Raw genomic sequence first — 20204 nt, forward strand, 5'->3', positions numbered from 1 at the left:
AAATTGAGCAAAGCTCAATTCAAGCGAAGCAGGGAGACCAGATATGACCGATGCAGCGAATCTTCAGCGTCTGAAGCTTGGAATCGAAGGACATGTTGCGCGCGTGACGCTGGATCGCCCGGACGTGCGCAATGCCTTCGATGACGCGACCATCGTCGAACTGACGGCGGCCTTCCGCGCGCTCGGCGACGATCAGAACGTGCGCGTCATCGTGCTCGCCGCGAATGGTCCGGCCTTCTGCGCGGGCGCCGATCTCAACTGGATGAAGCGCATGGCGGGCTATTCGGAAGCGGAGAATCGCGCCGATGCACTGGGCCTCGCCACCATGCTGAACACGGTCTACGCGTGCCCGAAGCCAGTCATTGCGCGCGTTCAGGGCGATGCCTACGCCGGCGGCATGGGACTCGTCGCGGTGTGCGATATCGCGGTGGCGGCAAACACGGCGCAGTTCTGCCTGTCGGAAGCGAGGCTCGGCCTGATGCCCGCGACCATTGCGCCGTATGTGATTCGCGCGATGGGCGCGCGCGCGGCGCATCGCTACTTCGTGACGGCCGAGCGCTTCGACGCCGCCGAAGCACTGCGGCTCGGATTCGTGCATGAAGCTGTGGAAGCCGAGCAACTCGATGCGCGCGTCGAGGCCATCGCTTCAGCCATCGTCGCGAACAGCCCGAACGCCGTGCGCGAGTGCAAGCAACTCGTCGCGGATTTTGCGGGCAAAGAGATTGGCGAGGCGTTGATCGGCGAGACGGCCGAACGCATTGCGCGCATCCGCGCGTCCGACGAAGGGCGCGAAGGCGTGCGCAGTTTCCTGGAGAAACGCAAGCCGTCGTGGCTTGGTTGAGCAGATGGAGAGGGAGCGCACATGATTACGCTGCATCATTGCGTGAGCGCGCGGTCGTTCCGGCCGCTGTGGGCGCTGGAAGAAATCGGCGTGCCCTACGAACTGAAGATGTTGCCGTTCCCGCCGCGCGTGCTGGCGCGCGCCTATATGGAAGTGAATCCGCTCGGCACGATTCCGGCGCTCGAAGACGAGGGCGTTTTCATGACCGAGTCGGCGGCGATCTGCCAGTATCTGGCCGCGCGTCATTCGCCCGGCGTGCTGGATGTCGCTCCGAACGAGCGCGACTTCGGCCGCTATCTCAACTTCCTGCACTTCGGTGAAGCCACGCTGACCTTCCCGCAGACGCTCGTCTTGCGCTACACGCATCTGGAGCCGCCCGAGCGCAGGCAGCCGCAGATCGTCGAGGATTATGCGCGCTGGTTCCACGCGCGCCTGCGCACGCTGGCACCGTTACTGGAGAAGCAGCCCTGGCTGTGCGCCGGACGTTTCACGGCGGCCGATATCTCCGTCGGTTATGCGCTGATGCTGGCCGAACTCATCGGCTTGAGCGAGCGCTTTGCGCCGTCCATCGCGGACTACTGGAAGCGTCTGAGCGAACGTGAAGGCTATCTTCGCGCGATGCGTGCGCAGGAAGCGGCCGCGCTGGCTCAGGACATCTCGACGGTCGCTTCGCCGAAGCTTCGCCCGTAAGCCCTCCTTCAAGTCCCCTCGTCCGTGGGGTCGTGCGCTGCGCCGCGCGACCTTACTCTTCACATCACGCGCTGACCTGCAAGCGCGGATTCGGAGAGACTCACCTGACGAGGTTCGCAATGGCCGCTTTCTACTGGTTACTGTCGATGATCGTTGCGCTTGTCGCGACGGCCACCATCGCGACGGCATTGCCGCGCTCCGCCTCCGACGAATTGAATGCCTTTACGCCGCAGTCGCTGTTCAGCATGGAAGCCAAGCGGATCGACGCGATGCTCGCGTCATGTCTTCCTGCCGCTGACTGAGGCCGGCGTGCGCGCGGGGGCGCGTTTGCCGGGCGTCGACTGCAAGGTGTTTGGAATCAACGGGTTGAGAAAGTAATAACAACGATATCCAACGAGTTGTCCACGCGATCTGTGGATAACCGCGACCGGGGCCAGTCGCGGTGGAAGTACCCCAAAACCGCCGTGAAGGACGCGCTGGGGAGACCAACCATCAAGAAATCGAGGCCGAAGAGCCTGGGAATCCAGCGGTGCTTCTTTCTACGCTGGCACATGTCAAGCCGCCTCGGCAGCCTGTAGGGTGCCGAGGCCGGCGCTTTGTGCGTTCAGTGCTGAAGCACGGAACTGCCGTACCTTGCCACCAAGGCGCTTTTGAAATCGGCGGCAGCCTGTTCTGCGAGTTTGGTCTTTGTCTCCTCGGCGTCTGCTCCCGCGGTCGGGTTCGGGTTGGCGGCTTCCGTGATCTGGCCCGCCGAGGCTTGCGGCTGGATCGAGACCGGCGAAGAGGCAGGCTCTGATCTATGAGCGTTCGAAATCAGATATGCGGCCATCGCCAGTAGACAGGCGAGTGAAGCGAATGCGAAAAGTCTGTAGCGCATCGAAGACCTTCTTTGAAAAGATGGCCTCCACAACGGAGATTGATGGAGGCCACGGATTTCGTCGGAATCAGTTTGCGGAATAGAACGCGTCGAGTTGTGCCTTCAACGCGGTTCCAACGGAAGGCGTCGAATAGAGCATGTGCCCTGACCCAAAATCCTTGAACGTGACCCGTTGCAGAAGGGCCTGACCTTGCGTATCGGAGAAGGTTTGCGCATAAGTCAGGGCCGTGCCGTAATAGGGCGTGACCGAATCAAAATAGCCATTTCCCTGATACACGCGAAGGTTCGGCCTGATTGTCATCGCGGAACGGAGATCATTGATGGCAGCGGTAGTCTCCTCGGAATAGGTGGTCTGATTATCAGGCTGCACATGCGTCCAGTCCCAGAGAGCAAAGAGGGCTTCGTTTGTGAGGCTGGTGGTATTTAGCGCATTCGGATTGTATCCGCCCAGCGTATTGAGATTTGACCAGGCCCAATTGACGATTGGGTCGATCATCAATATGGTCGGGTCGTCGCTGCCAAACTTGTTCGCGTCAGGCGGCGTTGTCGAAGTAACGCGCCCATCGTATTCGCCAAGATAAAGCGTCTGACCGAGACTGTTGTGGAATGCGTTGCCCGCCTGATTACTTCTGGCGAACACTGCCGATGTAATCATGGACGAGTTCAGTCCCGTATATGCCGCAACGCGAGACTTGATGGTATCGGGATACACCATATTGGGCAGAAATGACTGGGCAATGTTGATTTGGGCGACCAGATTCTGGTAGTCCGACGTGGCGCCAGCGACATTGGTCGGTGCTTGCTTTTGCAATGCGACGATCTGATTCGCAAGTTCGAGCGTATTGAGAACGCCGTTCGTCGAAAAAGCGCCAGACGTGATGTTGTTCAACAAGGTTTGCTGGGCGTAGGTAAGGTATGAGCTGTTGTTTTCACCCAGATCGACACCCGTCAGAGAGTAATAGTAAGAGAGAACTTGAGGGAGGTGGGTCAGCGTCTCGAAGGGCAGGATTGTCGAAGTGGCGTAGGACTCAACCTGAGCAAGATAATCTTCGAGCGATGGAGGAGACGCGGGATTGATACCCAGTGCCGACCAGTTGACCTGCTTATTCGCATAAGCGTTGGCCGCGAGGGTCGGAAGCGTGCCCGCCAGGGAGGTGAGGGCATTCGTTCCGCTCAGGACGGCACTGAGAAGTACCACTCCTTTCAGGTTGATCTGAGCGTATTGATTCGCGAGAATATTTGCAGTGATTGCGGAACGAGCGGTCCCGTATGATTCACCCAACAAATAAACCGGCGAATTCGATCTGCCCGTGGCGTTCAGATAAGAGCTGATGAACGCCGCGACGGAGCGGCCGTCGACATCGCTGTTCCAGAAATCCTGATTTTTCGCGGGCGCGATAGCCGTGGAATAGGTGGTTCCGACAGGATCGATGAACACGAGATCCGTATCGTTGATGATGCTGTTCGGATTGTTGTCGTACCAGTTATTTGCGACCGAGAATGGACCGGTACTCTGAGTCGGCAAGTTCAGAACCGGGGCTTTTGGCGCAAACCCTGCCTGAAGATAGGCATAGGCACTTCCGGGGCCGCCGTTATAAAGAAATGTCACCGGACGATTGGCAGCGATATTGGACCCGGACTGCGTGTAGGCGCGATATGCCATGGCCGCGGAAATGGTGTTATTGGACTTGCCTGCCACCGTCACGATCTGATGACCGGTCGTCATCGCATAACTGACTTTCTTCGAGTTGTCCGCCGACGTCCACGTATAATTATTTGTGACAGCGGGTACACCACTATAAGCAGACAGATTATCGAATGCGCCGCCACCGTAATACCAGGGATCGTTTTCTACATTAGGCACGGTTACGCTGCCGCTGGCGGTCAGATTGAGTGTAATCAAACCCATTAGCGAAGCAGCTTTTATAAGAGCGTTCTTCATTGTCGTTAATAACTCCAGAGCGATGCCGAGAGTGAGTTTCATTGCCGTGATGACTGATGGTCATCGTCATTCAAGACTTGTGCGGCAGGATGCGTCGTGCGAAAGAAAATCTCTGTCACACGACATGGCAAGCATAAGGAGGGAGTTATTTTTCGCAAGCGAAGTTTCAGCTTGCGCGAGGCAGCATCTGCGGAAATGTGGAGATTGGTCTGAAAATGCGAAACGCGAGTTTTAAAATGCCGAACGGTGGATATCACTGCTATTGACCACCCAGCTTATATTGAGTGCATCAATTCGTGACGTGCGCCGTCATTGCAAAAAGCCGAACCGTTCGATTTTGCAGAATGAGAGTTTCGCGGGACGTATCACATGAAAATGCATGCCGGCGGCGTGACGACGTACCAGCCGCGCCCAACGCGCAGGCGAAAAAAAAGCCCGCTTCAGTGAGCGGGCTTGAATCCACATCGGTTGAGACATGGAGGAGACAGGGATAAGTATAAACCCTTAAGTATTGACGTCAACCCCCGAGGCGAAAAAAAATTCAGCGAAGGCCGCCGTCAGGGCTTTCCAAGGCTGTGGTAATAGGCCGCGAGGTTGGCCACGTCCGCGTCTGACAAAGGCTTGGCCACCATCGTCATCATCTCGTTCTTGCGCTCGCCCGACCGGAAGTCGTTGAGCGCCTTCACAAGATATTCCTCGGTCTGGCCCGCGAGATTGGGCGCCTCGGGCAGCTTCGACATGCCGTCGATACCATGGCACGCCGCGCATTGCGCCGCCTTCGCGCGTCCCGCCTTGATGTCGCCGGCGGCGAACGACGGGTGCGACACCGCCGCCAGCACGCCTGCCAGCAATGCGGCCCTCAGCGCCCCGTTCACTTCGCACCCATGTAGGAGATGCGATAAATCGCGCCCGCGTAGTCGTCGGACACGAGCAGCGAGCCGTCCTGCAAGGTCTGCACATCGACCGGACGGCCCATGTATTCGCCGTTCGGCGTCAGCCAGCCTTCCGCGAAGACTTCCGCCTCGCCTGCCGTGCCGTCGTCCTTGATGGGAATGAACATGAGGCGCGCGCCGATCGGCTTGGTGCGGTTCCACGAGCCGTGCTCGGCATCGAAGATGCCGCCCTGATACTTCTGCGGGAACATCTTGCCGTTGTAGAACGACATGCCGAGGTCGGCGGCATGCGCCGCGAACTCGACCTGCGGAAACACCACGCCCGCCGGCGGATTCTGATCCTTGTAATCCACCGTGCGCACCTTGCCGCCGCCATACCACGGGAAGCCGAAGTTTTCGCCCGCCTTGGTCGCGTGATTCAGTTCGCCGGGCGGAATGTCGTCGCCCATGCCGTCGACCTGGTTGTCCGTGAACCAGAGCGTCTTGTCCTTCGGGTTGAAGTCGAGTCCGACCGAATTCCGCACGCCATGCGCATAGGTTTCGCGGTTCTTGCCGTCCTGATCCACGCGGATGATGCCGGCCAGACCGTTGCGGTCGAGATCGGCGAGCTTGTCTTTCGGCGGGACGTTCCACGGCTGGCCAAGCGCGATGTACAGCTTCTTGTCCGGGCCCACGCGGCAATAACGGGCGCCGTGATTGAAGCTTTCGAACTGCGTCGGAATCAGCTTGCCTTGCGGGAAGACCACGGCTGCCGCGACGTCCGGGCCGCCTTCGCCGAAGAACTGTGCCGCGGGAAAGGCGAGCACCCGGTTCTGCTCGACCACGTAAAGCACGCCGTCCGGCGAGAAACACACGCCGTTGGGCACCTTGAACGTGACCGATGACGCGAACTGGGCGACATCGCTCGCCACGCGCTGATGCGTCCGGTCGGTGACCTGCCACACGCGGTTCTTGCGCGTGCCGACGAACACGACGCCCGTGGACGGCTCGATCGCCATTGCGCGCGCTTCCGGCACCACCGCGTACAGCTCGATCTTGAAGCCGGGCGGCAGCTTGATCTGTTCGAGGTTCTTGCGCAGCGCGTCCGCGGTGGCGCCGGACTGGGGAATCGTTTCCGCCGGCGCCGAGTTGCCGGTCTGACGGAAGTTGGACAGCGCATTGACGTTGTCCTGCGCCGCGTGCGCGAGCGGCAGGCAGGTGAACAGGGCGGCGACGGCGGACGGCACGAGCTTGAACGTTGCGTTCATCGGGTTGTCTCCTGGATGTTGTCGACCGGCTTCGGCGTCTCGCGCCTTCGGCCGGATCCATGCAAAGCAAAAACAGCGTTTGGATGGTGCCTTGAACAGCACGACTACTTTCGCCGAAGCGCGCAACCTGGAAGCAAAGGACGCGAACGCCACGACGCTGCCTGCGGTGAAACTCACTTCTGAAAACTCGCTTGCCCGAACGGTGAGCGACGCGTGCGGCCGCTATTTCCGGCCGTCGAAGAGGAACACGTCCGAGCGGTCCGGGCTCGGCAACGCGACCAGCAGCCGCGCGCCGTCGAGAATGGCGTTGCCGGTTACCGTGGCGTCCGGCAACGGGCAGGGCGCGGGGCCGAAGGTCACCGAGACGTCGTAGGCATTCGCGCCTTCATGGGGCGCGGTCGTGCCTCTGAAAATGCAGCCGCTGGTCGTCGTGCCGGCGAGATAGCCGTCGCCGGCGACGGTGATGCGGGTCTGCGTCGCCCCGCCGAGCGACATGCCGCGCCCGCTGTAGAGGCCGCCCGCGTTGGCGCGGGTCGGGGCGACATCGAGGATCGGCATGGCGCGCGCCGCGTAGGCGAGGCTCGCGCTGCCGTTCCGATTCACTACGCTACCGTCGACCGACGGCGCATGCGCGAAATTCGCGTTGAAGGTGACGGGCGACGCCGCTTGCGTGCCCAGCCGATAGTCGAACGCGGACGAACTCGTGAAACGTCCGTCGCTGGTCTGGGTGCCGTGCGCGGCCACCGCGACGCCGGCGAGACCCGTGCCGCCGGCGCCGCCGTAGAAGAGATACGCGGTGCCGTCGAAGAGCATCAGGAGCGTGGCCTCGGCGGTACTGCCCTGGAGCGAGCCCTTGTAGACGCCGCCGGAGGAGAAAGTGGTCGTGACCGTGCCGGGCGGCGGCGCGGCGCCGGAGGCCGGATTGCCGCCGTCGGTGGAGCAGGCGGCGAGCGCGGCGGCGCAAAGCACGAGGGGAATCGCGGTTCTTTTCATTAAAGACTCCGGTCGCGGGCGATGAGTGTCCTGTATAAGCGCTTCAATCAAGCAGGTCAAGCGCGGCGCGCGGCCTCATTTCCAACTCATTCAGCATCCTTAGGATATCTTCCATGGCACCGGGGCTTGCACGACACGGGCCGATCCCAACAAGACATTGCCTGAGTGAGGAGTGAGAAATGAACAAGTCGACTGTCGCAGTGTGTGCAATGGCGCTGGTCTGCACCGTGGGCATGAGCGGTTGCGCCTCGATGGGCAGTTCCGCCGATATCTACGACAGCATGCAGACGCAGCGCGAACAGACCGTGCGGATGGCGACCGTGGAAAGCGTGCGCGGCGTGACGATCGACGATAACAATGGCCAACCGTCCGTGCTCGGCGCGCTCGGCGGCGGCGTGCTCGGCGCGGTGGCGGGCAGCGCGATCGGGGAGGGACACGGCTCGCTGCTGGCGGGCGTGATTGGCGGTATCGCGGGCGCGGTGGCGGGCGACAAGGTGCAGAACCGCATGGAACAGCAGAAGGGGCTGGAAATCACCGTGCGTCTGGATAACGGCGATCTGCGCGCGATCACGCAGGCCGCGGATGGCCAGATGTTCTATGCCGGCGAACGGGTCCGGCTGCTGTCGAGCGGCGGGATCACCCGCGTGACGAGCTGACGCGAAGCATCGGCCTGCCGATGCGTTTCCCGGTCTTTCTGCCGAAAGAGGCCGCGTGGGGCAAGGTGCCGGCGCTGTTCTGCCACGCTGGCCTGACCTGCACGGAAGGAACCTTTTCGATCGAGGCGGGCGCGCAGCGTTACGCCGCGAAACATGGCATTGAGCCGATCGCGCCGGATACGTCGCCGCGCGGCGCCGAGATTCGCGGCGCGGGCGACTGACGCCTTCCGGAGGCGGGCGAACGAAAAGCCAGGCGGGGCATCGATGAGACGCTCCGCCTGGCTTTCTGCGTTAGTTATTCGACGGTTGCGCCGGGCGGCTGGAGCGCAGACAGGGTTGTGAAGCGACGTTTGTGTGCCAGCGAGGGCTGCGTCGCTGAGCAGTGAGACTGCACGCGTGACAGGCTTGCCGGCGTCGCGCGCCGCAGCGTTCGCAGCCCGTCCGGACGTCCGTGTGATGAAGTTCGCGAAGGACGCCGTCGTCAGTACGCACCGGCCATCGGCAGGAGCAGGTAGGGCAGCAAGTCTTCGTAGCGCATCGCATCCGTTGGAGGGGACGTGTCGCGTGCGGTTTCATCGAGCTGAACTTCGCGATTCAACGGTTCAGCGAGCAAGGCTCCCGCGGCGACGGCTGTCGGTTCGATCTTCATGATTCCCCCTGTCACGCAATGTGTGAGGGAAGTGTGCGTGTCGAGAGTTAGGCGTACGTGAGCGCCTGGCATCCCGGATGCTGCCATCGACAGGACCATGAAACGAGTCATTCTGTTCGGCGCCTTCGACCGGCACAACACCGGCGACATGCTGTTTGCACACGTCGTCGCGCGGCTGCTGACGCAGCGCGTGCCCGCGATCGAGCTCGTGTTCGCCGGACTCGCGCAGCGCGATCTGCGTGGTTGCGGCGGTCATAGAGTGGCGGCGCTCGCCGAGGTGGCTGCGCGTTGGCGCGACGAACCCGTGACCGTGATTCACGCCGGCGGCGAATTGCTTACCTGCGATGCCTGGCAGGCCGCCGTCATGCTGACGCAGCCGGGCGAAACGCAGCGCTGCATTGCGCGCCATGGCGTGCGGGAATCGGAGCGTCGCGCTTGGGCGCAATCGATGCTCGGCATCGACGCTTCCGCACCCTACGTGATTGGACGCGAGGCGTTTCCGCACGCCGCGTCGATCGTCTGCAATGCGGTCGGCGGCGTGAAGCTCGAGTCGCTCGCTTCCGCCATGCGCGCCGAAGTGCTCGACAAGCTCCGAAGCACCGACGCGCTCACTGTGCGCGACGCGCAGACCCAAACCGCCCTGCGGCTGGCGGGCATCGAGGCGCGCCTGATGCCGGATCCGGTTTCCTCCATCGCGGCGCTGTTCGACGAGCGCATTCAGGCGCACGCGCAGCGCGGCGAGCTTGCCGCGATTCAAGGCGCGTTGCCGCAGGGTTTTCTCGCCGTGCAGTTCAGCGCGGATTTCGGCGACGACGCTACGCTGACCCGCATCGCCCGGCAGCTGGACCGGCTGGCCGAAACGAGCGGCAGAGGCATGGTGCTGTTCCGTGCGGGCGCCGCGCCGTGGCACGACGATCTCGCGGTTTATGAGCGGACCGTGCGCCGCATGAACTGCCGGACGGTGAGCATCTTTGCGTCGCTGAACGTGTGGGATATCTGCGCGCTGATCGCGAAGAGCGAAGGCTACGTGGGCAGCAGCCTGCACGGCCGGATCATCGCGATGGCGTATGGCTTGCCGCGCATGAATATCCGCCACGGAGACGCCGAAAAGCAGCGCGCGTACGCGTGCGCATGGGACGAAGCCACTGTAGGCGTCGAGCCTGTCGACAACCTGTGCGACGCCATGCTGGCAGCCCTGAAGGCCGACCGCGAGACCCTCGCGCAGCATGCGGCGGCGCTCGCACGAGCGTATCGGCAGGCGTTCGACGATCTCACGACACCGAGGTAACTCAAACCGCTACGGCTGAGCGATGAAGTCCAGATACGCCTTGACGGCCGGCGCCCGTTCAAAGCGCCGATACATCATCGCCACTTCGGAGGGCACCGGCTTGCCCGCGATTTCCCGATACTCGACCCCCGGCACCACCATGCACTGCGCGAGCGAGCGCGGCACGACCGCGACGTCGCCGCCGAGCGACACATGCGCGAGCACGGCGGCGAGCGTACCCGGCTGGGCGACGACGCGCGCCGTGAAGCGTCCGCGCCGCGCCACGTCGAGCGTGCCGGACTCCTGCTCCGGCACGACGAACGACTGATCCTTCAACTGCGCGGGCGAAATGGTGGAGAAGGCGGCGAGCGGCGAATCGCCGGGTAGGGCGACGAGGAAGGTATCGCGATGCACGGTGCGCAGTTCCACGCCTTCGGGCCAGGGCACGGGCGGCCGCACATAGGCGACGTCGATCCGTCCTTCGAGCAGCAGCGCCCCCGCTTCGCGCATGACGATCTCCTCGATGCCAATTTCCACGAGCGGAAAGCGCGCGCGAAATCCGCGCACGGCGGCGGGCAGCACGCCTGCATAGACGGCCGAGCCCACGTAGCCGACGACGATCCGCCCCAGTTCGCCCCGTTCCGCGAGCGCGGCCCGCTCCGCGCCGCGCGCGAGATGCTCGAGCGCGCTCTGTGCTTCGCCGAGATAAGCCTCGCCGGCGGCCGTCAGCGCGACGGAGCGCTTGGTACGGTGAAACAGCCGGGCGCCGAGCAGGCGCTCCGCTTCCTGGATCTGCTTGGTGAGCGCGGGCGGCGCGATGCCGAGTTCCTCGGCGGCACGCGAGAAGTGCAGGTGCCGGGCGACGCTCAGGAAACAGCGCACGTGACGCAATTCGACAGGCATGTTTCTATTCAGGAATTCGGTAATTAAGTTGAGATTCTATGTCAATGACAGGAAACACTGCCGCCTTTAGCATCGTCGGGAACCTGGCCTTCCTGCACCTTCCATGTCCGACACGATTCGCAACCCCCGTTTCGTCCTGCTGACCGCATCGGCGACCTGCGCGCTCATCACGCTCGATACCAACGTCGTCGCGGTGGCGCTGCCTTCCATTGCGCGCGATTTCCACGCCGGTTTCGCCGAGGTCGAATGGGTCGTGAGCGCCTATATGGTCGCGTTCGCCGCCTGCCTCCTGCCGGCCGGCGCGCTGGCCGACCGCGTCGGCCGAAAGACCCTGCTGATCGCCGGACTGGCCGTCTTCATGCTTGCGTCGCTCGGCTGCGGGTTCGCGCCATCGGCGGTGGCGTTGAATATCGCCCGCGCGGCGAAGGGCGTCGGCGCCGCGATGCTGCTGACCTCGGCGCTCGCGATCATCGCCAACACCTTTCACGAAGGCGCGGCGCGTGCCCGCGCGTGGGCCGTGTGGGGTACCTGCATGGGCGTGTCGACGACCATTGCGCCGCCCGGCGGCGGCGTCATTACGCAATGGGCGGGCTGGCGCTGGATTTTCCTGATGAACCTGCCGATCTGCGCGGTGCTGGCAGTCTGCGCGTGGCGCGGCATCCGCGAGTCGCGCAACCCGAACGCCGGGCCGCTCGATCTGGCGGGAAGCGCGCTGTTTGCCGCCGCGCTGGCGCTCGGCATCTGGGCGCTGATCGACGCGCAGGCAGACGGCTGGGCCGACTGGCGCACCGAATCGCGCCTCGCCGCCTGTGCCGTGTTGTTCGCGCTCTTCGTCCGCCTCCAGCGAACCCGCGCCCACGCGATGATCGACCTCACGCTGTTCCGCCAGCCGCGCTTCGTCGCCGCCGTGCTCGCGATGGCGGGTTACGCCGCCTGCGCGCAAGTGATGATGACCTTCCTGCCGCTCTATCTGCAAAACGCGTTCGGGCTGCCGGCGGTGCGCGCGGGCATCGGCATGCTGCCGTTCGCGATTGCCATGGTGATCGGGCCGCACATCGGCGCGGCGCTCGGCCGGCGCGTGCCCTCGATGACGCTGCTGTCCGTAGGCCTTGCGACCATCGGCGCGGGCAACCTGCTGACGGCGCTGTTCGCCGGCATGTCGAGCTACGGGCTGATCGCCGTGGGCATGATCGTGACCGGCCTGGGCGCGGGCGTGCTCAACGGCGATACCCAGAAGGCGATCATGGCGTGCGTGCCGCCGAACCGGACCGGCATGGCGTCGGGGATCAGCACGACGACGCGCTTTACCGCCATTGTCACTTCGGTGGGCGTGCTGGGCGCCGTGCTGGCGACGCGCACGCACGCGGCGCTCGACGCCCACGCGTTCGCGCTTGCCGATGCCCGCACCGTGCTCGACGACACATTCCTCTCACGCCTGCTGGCGGGCGATCTCGCCCACGCGGGCGCGAGCCTGGGCGGCGCGGCCGGGGCCGTGGTCGTGCGAATTGCGCGGGAGAGTTTCGCGAGCGGCTTCTCGGCGGCGCTCGGCGTGGCCGGGGCCTGCGCGCTGATGGTTGCGGCGGCGGTGTGGTTGCTTGCCGGCATGACGCGAAGCGACACGCCATTGAAAGCATCCGGAAAGCCTCAATCAGCCGTGTCTGAATAACCGGCCACGTATCTCGCGGACACACGCTGTCCACGAGTAGGATGGGAGCCTCGCGCGTCTATCGTGCAGGTCTTCCCCATGAACGGCATTACTAAACTTCTCAAGTCAGAGACGATCAATTCGCGTCGTGTGACGATCGAATTCATGCGTGCGCTCTGGCATCTGCGTTCGCTGTTCGCGACCTTCCTGCTGATTTTTGCCGTCCTGTGCGTGGCGATGCATTACCTGGGCGCACCTATCGACACCTTCACGCACCTGAAAACATCGTTTGGCGAGACGGTGTACTTCTGCGGCGTGACGGCGCTGACCATCGGCTATGGCGATGTAATCGCGACCACCGGTCTTGGACGCGCGCTGGCCGTGCTGATCGGCATGTTCGGCGTGCTCGTCATGGGCGTAATCACGGCGGCGGCGGTATTCTCCATCCAGCGGGCGACGCAGCACGCCCGCCCGTGACGTTTGCATCACGTGTAACGGAGCGATATCGCCATGGACAGCCTCGAAGGAAAGACCGTCGCCATCACGGGCGGCTTCGGCAGCCTCGGACTCGCGACGGCGCGCCTGCTCGCCGGGCGCGGCGCGCGCATTGCGCTGATCGGCAAGCGTCCGAGCGCGCAGCCCTTGCCCGTTGAACTCGCCGACGCGTGCATCGTCACCGACATCGACCTGACGGATGCGCAGGCGGCACAGGGGGCTATCGAGCGCATCGTGCAGCAGACCGGCGGGCTGCATGCGCTCGTGAACGTGGCGGGCGCGTTTCGTTGGGAAACCATCGCGGACGGCAGCGTCGACACCTGGCAAGCCATGTTCGATGTCAACGTGAAGACGGCGCTGAACGCGTCGAAGGCGGCGCTCGATGCGTTGAGCGCGCAGGAGCACGGGCGCATCGTCAATATCGGCGCGCTCGCCGCGCTGAAGGCGGGCGCGGGCATGGGCGCGTATGCGGCGTCGAAGGCCGCGCTGATCCGCCTGACCGAAGCGCTCGCGGAAGAACTCAAGGATCGCGGCATCACGGTGAACGCGCTGTTGCCGTCGATCATCGATACCGCGCCCAATCGCCGCGACATGCCCGACGCCGACTTCACACGCTGGGTGAAGCCCGACGAACTCGGCGCGGTGATCGCATTCCTGCTGTCGCGCGATGCGCAATGCATCACGGGCGCGGCGATTCCTGTTGCCGGGCGCGTTTGAAGCCCGGTTGACTCAGCGCGATTGCGCCTTGAAGCCTTCGCCCTGCATGCCGGCGCGATCCACCGCCGCAATGCGGTTGCGGCCGTTGTCCTTGGCCTGATACAGCTGCGCGTCGGTCAGATTGATGAACGTGGTCACGTCGATACGCTCGCCCGGCACCACTGTGCCGACGCCGAAGCTCGCCGTCACCTGCTGGTTGTGCGGCGAGCGCACGTGCGGGATGGCTGCGTCGGCGATCATCGCGCGGCAGCGCTCGGCGATGCGCATCGCGGCTTCGGCATCGGTCTCCGCGAGAATCAGCGCGAACTCCTCGCCGCCGAAGCGTCCGAGAAAATGCTGCGGACCCGCCGCTTCGCCGAGCACGCGCGCGATGCGTTGCAGACACGCGTCGCCTTGCAGGTGGCCGTAATAATCGTTGTAAGACTTGAAGAAGTCGATGTCGATCATCACCAGCGACAGCGGCTTGCCCGACGCCCCGGCGGTTTCCCATTCGCGCGCCATCACGTCGTCGAAGCGGCGGCGGTTGCCGACGCCCGTCAGACTATCGCTGAACGAGAGACGCTCCAGTTCCGCCTGCATCTGCGCGAGCTTCTCCTCGGTGCGCTTGCGTTCGCTGATGTCGAACATGAAGCCGATCAGCGCCTCGACGTCGCCATTCTCCTTGCGCACGACATGCACGACGTCGCGCAGCCAGACATAGCCGCCGTCGCGAGTGAGCGCGCGGTAGTCGGCTTCGTGATCCGTACCCGCCTGGGATTGCGCGACGCAAAAATTGACCACCGCTTCCCGGTCGTCCGGATGCATGCGCTCGGCCCAGTCGGTCACTGTCTTCCACGTCGAGGGCGCCCAGCCGAGCAGCGTCTCGATCTGCGGGCCGATGTACGTGAACGCCATCGTCGCCCAGTCGATCTTCCAGGGAATCGCCTTGGTCGACTCCAGCAGCGTGCGATACACCGCGTGGTCGTCTTCGCCGAGCGCGTGCCCGGACGGCGCGAGGGAATCTTCGTGACGCAGGAAAGCGGCATGGAGCGGGCCGTTGGAGGAATCGGAGATCATCGTGTCGGTCGGCGTGAAGCCGGTTATTTTTGTTCTGTGTCTTATCGGCACGGGCGGCGGCGTTCTGAAGTTTCCGGCATCGGCGGTCCCGCTTTCGGAATTTGCCAATGGGCACTTGGCGCAGGTCTGCTTATGCTCCTTCCGTAGCTCACGCTACACAAAGGTGGTCTCGAGTTTGGGCCCCTGCTCACGCGGGGCCCGTTTTTTTCTCCCGAACACTTCGCTTTCGCGTGTCACGCGTTGTGCGACACCACGAAGTGCATGACATCCGTGCGTGCTTCTTCGAAGCCCGCTTCGCAATAAGCAAGATAGAGGCGCCATGTGCGCATGAAGGCTTCGTCGAAGCCCAGCGCGCGTACGGCGTCCGCACGCGCGTCGAACGCGCGTCGCCAGTGCCGCAACGTGCGCGCGTAATCCGCGCCGAAGGAAAGCGTCGTGTGTGCGTCGAGTCTCGCGCGCTGTGCCGCGCGAACGAAGCGTTCCGGGCTGGGCAGCATGCCGCCGGGGAAGATGCTCTCGCGGATGAAATCGCTGGAAGCACGGTATGCGGGAAAGTGCGCATCGCGAATGGTGATGGACTGCACCAGCGCCTGCGCGCCCGGCTTCAGGCAGCGCCGCAGCATACGGAAGTAAGCCGGCCAGTACGCTTCGCCCACGGCCTCGAACATTTCGATGGAAACAATCGCGTCATACCGGCCGTGCAGGTCGCGGTAGTCGCGCAGTTCGAACTCGACGAGACCGGTCAGGCCTTCGCGCTGGGTCTGTTCGAGCGCCCAGGCATGTTGCGCGGGCGAAATCGTCACGCCATGCACGTGAATGCCCTGGCGCGCCGCGTGGCGCGCGAAGCCGCCCCAGCCGCAACCGGTTTCGAGCACCTGCATGCCGGGGCGCAAGCCGAGCGTCTCGATAATGCGCTGGTACTTGCGCTCCTGCGCCGCCACGAGGGAGCCATGCGCGTCGCCTTCGAAGCAGGCGCTCGAATAGGTCATCGTCGGGTCGAGCCAGAGCGCGTAGAAGTCGTTGCCGAGATCGTAATGCGCGTGGATGTTGCGGCGGCTGCCGGCGCGCGTGTTCAGCCGCAGCCGGTGCCGCAGCGTGTTCCACCCTTGCGCCAGCGCGCCGCCCACCACCGTGCGTTGCAGCGCCGCCTCGTTGCGGAGCGCGAGGCGCAGCACGGCGCACGGGTCCGGCGTGTCGACCCAGCCGTCGCGATACGCTTGCGCAAAGCCGATGTCGCCCGCGCGCAGGATCGCCCGGCAGGCGCGCCAGTCATGAATGTAGAGTCGCGCGGCGGGCTGCATCAACGGGTCGCCAAAGACGCAACGGTCGCCGTCCGGCGTCACGAGCACCAGATGACCGACGCGAATGCGCCGCAGCAGAGCGAGGAAGCACCGCGCGGCGAACGGCATGGCCGTTTGCGCGGAAAATGACCGCAGCAGATTCATGATCGGACCTTGTTGTTGGATTCGTTCGTATGGTTTGGATCGGCTTGACTCGGCGGATGCCGGCCATGAAAGGGCACGCGCTTGAGCCAGAGCCTGAGCGCCTGCCAGTGAATCCGCACGATGACCCCGGCGGCGAGCAAGGGCTGACGCAGCAGCGTGCGCCCTGCCAGCGCGGCGGTGAGCGGCCGCGCGTCGAGAGCCAAGGCCGTGCGGATCAGCAGGCCGTCCGGGTCGCAATAGTCGATGGCCAGCGAAAGATGCGCGCCACGTTGGCGCACCCGGAACGTGTAGTCGCCGGCGACGTCGCAGAAGGGTGAAACGTGCAGGGTCTTGCGGCACGTCAGCTCAGTGCCCGCCGTGATGACGGCATGATCCGGCGCGCTCAGCAGATAACCGCGATGCTCGCCGAAGGTATTGCGCACGTCGGCATAAAGCGCGCGCAACGCACCAGCCTGGTCATGGCAGAACCAGAAGCTCACCGGATTGAAACCATGGCCGAACACGCGCGGAATGGTCAGCAGCCGGATGACGCCATCGGCGGGAATGGCGGCCTCGGCCAGACGCGCGCGCATCCAGTGTTCGAGGTTGCTGCCGTCGCGCGGACCGTGGTCGCGCGTGAACAGCGAAAAGAGCCGCGTCCGGTCGATGCCGAACCAGCCGCTTTGCAGCGCGTCGAGCCCGGCGACGTCGCATTCCACGTAACACGCCGGATAGTCGAAACGATGGTGCGTGGGGCGCAGCCGTTCGTGCATCACGCGGCCTGTCAGCAGGCGGGCCGTCGTCATGGCTGCGCCCATGCCGGCGTCACGCCGAAATCGCGCGCCACGCGCAGCGCCGACTTCAGCCCGTCTTCATGGAAGCCGTAGCCGGTCCACGCGCCCGCATACCACGTGCGGCGCGTGCCTTGCAGAGCGGGCAGATGCGCCTGCGCGTCGATGGCCGCGAGGTCGAGCAGCGGGTGTTCATAGTCGTAGCAGCCGAGCATCGTGCCGGGCGCGGGTTCATCGACGGGATTGAGCGTGACGACCAGCGGCGTCGTGAAGGGCAGCGGCTGCAGCTGATTGAGCAAATAGCTGACGCAGACCGGCGCGGCGTGTTCGTCGGTGTCTCGTGCGCGCGCGCCGCCAAGATAGTTCCACGCCGACCACACCCGGCGGCGGCGCGGCAGCAACGCCGGATCCGTATGCAGCATCGCGACATTGCGCCGGTAGCGCACCGCCCCGAGCAGCGCGCGTTCGGCGTCGGAGGCGTCGTCGAGCAAGCGCTGGCTGGTTGGCGCGTGCGTGGCGAGCACGACGGCATCGAAACGCTCCGGACCGCCTTCATCGGTCATCACCACGACGCCCTCGTCGTCACGACGCACGCCGCGCACCGGCGTGTTCGTCCGCACGTCGTCGAGCGTGGCCGCGATGCGCCGCACATAGTCGCGCGCGCCGCCCGCCACGGTCTTCCATGGCGGCCGGTCGTTCACCTGCAACAGCGCGTGATTAAGACAAAACCGCAAGAAAGTGGCAGCGGGGAAGCGCAGGACATCGCCGGCGGCGCTCGACCAGATGGCCGCGGCCATCGGCAACAGATAGCGGCGCTGGAACGGCGCGCCGTAACCGTGCTCGGCGAGCAGTTCGCCGACCGAGCAGCGGTTCGCGCTCGCGTGCTCCAGATGCCGGGGCGCGGACGCGTTGAAGCGCAGGATGTCGCGCAACATGCCGATGAACGACGGCGAGAACAGATTGCGCCGCTGCGCGAACACGGTGTTCAGGTTCGTGCCGGCCCATTCGAAGCGCCCGCCGTCGAGCGACACGGAAAACGACATCTCGGTGCGGTGCGCGGCGACCCCCAGTTCGTCGAACAGCGCGATGAGATTCGGATAAGTGCGGTCGTTGAACACCAGGAAGCCCGTATCGACGGGATGCCGCTCGCCGTCCAGCGTCACGTCCACGGTATGGGAATGGCCGCCGAGATAATCGGCGGATTCAAAGAGCGTCACACGATGCGCACGCGCCAGCAGGTACGCGCTCGCGAGACCGGCGATCCCCGCGCCGATCACCGCGATACGCTGTCCTGCTTCTGTCGATGGCTTCATGCAGCGGGTCTCCTCGCGCGCAATGCTCTTGCCACAGATACGCAGCAGCTTCGTTTCCGGATGCATCCAGGTTCAGTCGCGCTGGCCGGGGCTCTGGAAGCCCGGTTGCCCGATCTGCTCGGGCGATTGCGGCACGCGCCGGAAGCGCGCGGTGTCGTAGCCCATCGCGTCGAGGCGTGCGAGCAGCGAACGGTAAACGTCGTCGCTCATGGTCGGCTCGCGGGAGAAGATCCAGCCGAGCTTCTTGTTCGGGTAGCCGAGAATCGTGTAGCGATAGTCCGGGTCCACGTACAGCGTCATCTGCGTCACGTGCACGGGCCAGAACGGCTGCACGCTCCATTCGCCGCCGTTGCTGCCGGGCTTCACCGTGTCGACGAAATGATGCGTCGTCTCCTCCTTCTCGAAGCCATTCTTGCGGCCGTGAAAGATGTCGTCGATCTTGCCGTCCGGCCGCAGCGACCATTCCACGTGCGTGCCCACGTAATCGCGCTCGGCGAAGTAGGGAATGTTCGCGATGACATACCAGCGCCCCATGTAGCGCGGCAGCTCGACAGGCACGGTCCGGAGCGGCTGATCTGCGCGCGGATTCGGGTTCGGCGGGCTGGAGCAGGCCGCGACGGCCGCGACCACGCCCACTCCGATCAACGCGACAATGAGCGCACGCTTCATGATGTGGCCTCCGCGACAGGTTTTTCGAGCAGATAATGCGCGACGCCCCATTCGTCGCCGCGCGCGTAGCCGAAGAGTTCCGCGACCGCCATATAGAACATGCGCCAGCGCTGGAACCAGACGGCGGCGGCGTCGCTGTAGGCGTCGTGCAGGATCGGCATGACGCGGGGGCGGGCGGCGTCGAGGGCGGCGAGCCATTGGTTGGCGGTGCGCCGATAGTGCGTGCCGTCCAGCCACCATTGCTGCGTGACGCGCAGATCGTCGTTGAAATGCCGCAGCAGGGACGCCGACGGCATCGTGCCGCCGGTGAAGAAATAGCGTGACATCCAGTCGCTGCCATCGCGCGACGTGAAGTGATAGGCGAGCGTCCGGTGCGCGAACAGATGGACGAACAGCAGGCCGTCGTCGGCGAGCCAGCGTGAGATCTTGGCGAGCAGACGCCCGTAGTTCTTCATGTGCTCGAACATCTCGACGGAGAGGATGCGGTCGAACGGTGCATCGGCGTCGCTCGCGAAGTCGAATTCGAAGTCGACGATATTGCCCGTCACCACGCGCAGATTGCGGATGCCGCGCTCGCGCGCCCGCGCTTCGATGAACGCGCGCTGGCCATGCGAATTCGAGAGCGCCACGATGTCCGCGCGCGGATAGCGTTCCGCGATCCACAGCGCCAGCGCGCCCCAGCCGCAGCCGAGATCGAGAATGCGCTGGCCATCGGCGAGACGGGCGCGCTCCGCGTAGAGTTCGAGCATCGCCTGTTCGGCCTGCGGCAGCGTTTCATCGCCGCGCGGATAGTAGCCGCATGAGTACTTCAGGCGCGCGCCGAGATGCGCCTCGAAGAACGCGTCCGGCAACTCGTAATGTTGTGCATTGGCAGCCTGCGTTTCGATGGCGATAGGACTCGCGCGCAACTCGCTCACGAAGCGCTCGAAGGCTTGCGCGCGCAGGGTGGGGTCGTCGGCGTGTTCGTCGGCGAGACGGCGGCGCATCAGCGCGCGCATGCCGGCGCGCATCAGCACATCGGGAACCCAGCCGCGCTCGCACGCCCGGAGCATCCAGTTTTCATCGAGCGCCGGCATGGCGTTAGCCAGCGTGTGCGGTTCCGGAGCGGTGGAGGTCATCGTGTCGGGGTCTCCCTG

General features: G+C 64.4%; 21 protein-coding genes and 1 pseudogene. 9 read left to right on the forward strand and 13 right to left on the reverse strand.

Annotated features, from left to right (window positions below; genetic code table 11):
- Positions 1-43: 43 nt before the first annotated feature.
- The 3 genes from QCE88_RS23160 (at position 44) to QCE88_RS23170 (ending at position 1833) form a co-directional block, all read left to right on the forward strand.
- Positions 44-841, forward strand: a complete 798-nt coding sequence (locus tag QCE88_RS23160; protein ID WP_309906657.1) for an enoyl-CoA hydratase/isomerase family protein — start codon at positions 44-46, stop codon at positions 839-841.
- Between the two features lie 21 nt (positions 842-862).
- A complete protein-coding gene (locus QCE88_RS23165; protein WP_309906659.1) occupies positions 863-1531 on the forward strand; it encodes a glutathione S-transferase family protein in 669 nt (222 codons plus the stop codon).
- A gap of 119 nt (positions 1532-1650) precedes the next feature.
- On the forward strand, positions 1651-1833 hold the full coding sequence (locus QCE88_RS23170) for a hypothetical protein (protein ID WP_309906661.1): 183 nt from the start codon (positions 1651-1653) through the stop codon (positions 1831-1833).
- A gap of 302 nt (positions 1834-2135) precedes the next feature.
- On the opposite strand, the gene QCE88_RS23175 is transcribed toward QCE88_RS23170, so the two are convergent.
- The 5 genes from QCE88_RS23175 to QCE88_RS23195 form a co-directional block, all read right to left on the reverse strand.
- Complete coding sequence (locus tag QCE88_RS23175) at positions 2136-2408, reverse strand: hypothetical protein (protein ID WP_309906663.1); 273 nt, start codon at positions 2406-2408, stop codon at positions 2136-2138.
- A gap of 67 nt (positions 2409-2475) precedes the next feature.
- Positions 2476-4392, reverse strand: a complete 1917-nt coding sequence (locus QCE88_RS23180) for a hypothetical protein (protein WP_309906664.1) — start codon at positions 4390-4392, stop codon at positions 2476-2478.
- Positions 4393-4907: 515 nt separating this feature from the next.
- The gene (locus QCE88_RS23185) at positions 4908-5225 is read right to left on the reverse strand and encodes a cytochrome c (protein WP_309906666.1); all 318 of its coding nucleotides are present in this window, start codon (positions 5223-5225) and stop codon (positions 4908-4910) included.
- Complete coding sequence (locus QCE88_RS23190; RefSeq protein ID WP_309906668.1) at positions 5222-6490, reverse strand: PQQ-dependent sugar dehydrogenase; 1269 nt, start codon at positions 6488-6490, stop codon at positions 5222-5224. The genes QCE88_RS23185 and QCE88_RS23190 overlap by 4 nt, the downstream gene beginning before the upstream one ends.
- A 222-nt stretch (positions 6491-6712) precedes the next feature.
- On the reverse strand, positions 6713-7483 hold the full coding sequence (locus tag QCE88_RS23195) for a hypothetical protein (protein ID WP_309906670.1): 771 nt from the start codon (positions 7481-7483) through the stop codon (positions 6713-6715).
- A 179-nt stretch (positions 7484-7662) separates the two neighbouring features.
- Between QCE88_RS23195 and QCE88_RS23200 the strand changes: the two genes are divergently transcribed.
- On the forward strand, positions 7663-8139 hold the full coding sequence (locus QCE88_RS23200) for a glycine zipper 2TM domain-containing protein (protein ID WP_309906672.1): 477 nt from the start codon (positions 7663-7665) through the stop codon (positions 8137-8139).
- Positions 8136-8357: pseudogene (locus QCE88_RS23205) on the forward strand (alpha/beta hydrolase-fold protein); the annotation flags it as partial. The gene QCE88_RS23200 and the pseudogene QCE88_RS23205, both read left to right, overlap by 4 nt.
- 263 nt (positions 8358-8620) lie before the next feature.
- On the opposite strand, the gene QCE88_RS23210 reads toward QCE88_RS23205, so the two are convergent.
- The gene (locus tag QCE88_RS23210; RefSeq protein WP_309906674.1) at positions 8621-8788 is read right to left on the reverse strand and encodes a hypothetical protein; all 168 of its coding nucleotides are present in this window, start codon (positions 8786-8788) and stop codon (positions 8621-8623) included.
- Between the two features lie 97 nt (positions 8789-8885).
- On the opposite strand from QCE88_RS23210, the gene QCE88_RS23215 reads away from it, so the two are divergent.
- Positions 8886-10076 (forward strand): polysaccharide pyruvyl transferase family protein, encoded by a 1191-nt coding sequence (locus tag QCE88_RS23215; protein ID WP_309906676.1) that lies wholly within the window; start codon positions 8886-8888, stop codon positions 10074-10076.
- Between the two features lie 9 nt (positions 10077-10085).
- Here QCE88_RS23215 and QCE88_RS23220 read toward each other — a convergent pair whose 3' ends face one another.
- On the reverse strand, positions 10086-10958 hold the full coding sequence (locus QCE88_RS23220; RefSeq protein ID WP_409018199.1) for a LysR family transcriptional regulator: 873 nt from the start codon (positions 10956-10958) through the stop codon (positions 10086-10088).
- A gap of 103 nt (positions 10959-11061) precedes the next feature.
- On the opposite strand from QCE88_RS23220, the gene QCE88_RS23225 reads away from it, so the two are divergent.
- The 3 genes from QCE88_RS23225 to QCE88_RS23235 all read left to right on the forward strand — a co-directional run bounded on the left by QCE88_RS23225 (position 11062) and on the right by QCE88_RS23235 (position 13815).
- Positions 11062-12624, forward strand: a complete 1563-nt coding sequence (locus QCE88_RS23225) for an MFS transporter (protein ID WP_309906679.1) — start codon at positions 11062-11064, stop codon at positions 12622-12624.
- A 78-nt stretch (positions 12625-12702) separates the two neighbouring features.
- A complete protein-coding gene (locus QCE88_RS23230) occupies positions 12703-13080 on the forward strand; it encodes a potassium channel family protein (RefSeq protein WP_309906681.1) in 378 nt (125 codons plus the stop codon).
- Positions 13081-13113: 33 nt separating this feature from the next.
- Positions 13114-13815, forward strand: a complete 702-nt coding sequence (locus tag QCE88_RS23235; RefSeq protein WP_309906683.1) for an SDR family NAD(P)-dependent oxidoreductase — start codon at positions 13114-13116, stop codon at positions 13813-13815.
- Between the two features lie 12 nt (positions 13816-13827).
- On the opposite strand, the gene QCE88_RS23240 is transcribed toward QCE88_RS23235, so the two are convergent.
- The 6 genes from QCE88_RS23240 to QCE88_RS23265 all read right to left on the reverse strand — a co-directional run bounded on the left by QCE88_RS23240 (position 13828) and on the right by QCE88_RS23265 (position 20186).
- Positions 13828-14871 (reverse strand): sensor domain-containing diguanylate cyclase, encoded by a 1044-nt coding sequence (locus QCE88_RS23240; RefSeq protein WP_309908747.1) that lies wholly within the window; start codon positions 14869-14871, stop codon positions 13828-13830.
- A gap of 233 nt (positions 14872-15104) precedes the next feature.
- Positions 15105-16316, reverse strand: a complete 1212-nt coding sequence (locus QCE88_RS23245) for a cyclopropane-fatty-acyl-phospholipid synthase family protein (protein ID WP_309906685.1) — start codon at positions 16314-16316, stop codon at positions 15105-15107.
- Positions 16313-17101 carry a DUF1365 domain-containing protein gene (locus QCE88_RS23250; protein ID WP_309906687.1) on the reverse strand — a complete coding sequence of 263 codons (789 nt, stop codon included), beginning with the start codon at positions 17099-17101 and terminating at the stop codon, positions 16313-16315. The genes QCE88_RS23245 and QCE88_RS23250 overlap by 4 nt, the downstream gene beginning before the upstream one ends.
- On the reverse strand, positions 17098-18399 hold the full coding sequence (locus QCE88_RS23255; protein WP_309906689.1) for an FAD-dependent oxidoreductase: 1302 nt from the start codon (positions 18397-18399) through the stop codon (positions 17098-17100). The genes QCE88_RS23250 and QCE88_RS23255 overlap by 4 nt, the downstream gene beginning before the upstream one ends.
- 72 nt (positions 18400-18471) lie before the next feature.
- Positions 18472-19068 carry a lipocalin family protein gene (locus QCE88_RS23260; RefSeq protein ID WP_309906691.1) on the reverse strand — a complete coding sequence of 199 codons (597 nt, stop codon included), beginning with the start codon at positions 19066-19068 and terminating at the stop codon, positions 18472-18474.
- Positions 19065-20186: a cyclopropane-fatty-acyl-phospholipid synthase family protein gene (locus QCE88_RS23265; RefSeq protein ID WP_309906692.1), complete on the reverse strand. Its 1122-nt coding sequence runs from the start codon at positions 20184-20186 to the stop codon at positions 19065-19067. Before QCE88_RS23265 ends, QCE88_RS23260 begins: the two co-directional genes overlap by 4 nt.
- Positions 20187-20204 lie beyond the last annotated feature (18 nt).

It is taken from the genome of Caballeronia sp. LZ035, from assembly GCF_031451175.1.
Taxonomy (GTDB): Bacteria; Pseudomonadota; Gammaproteobacteria; order Burkholderiales; family Burkholderiaceae; genus Caballeronia.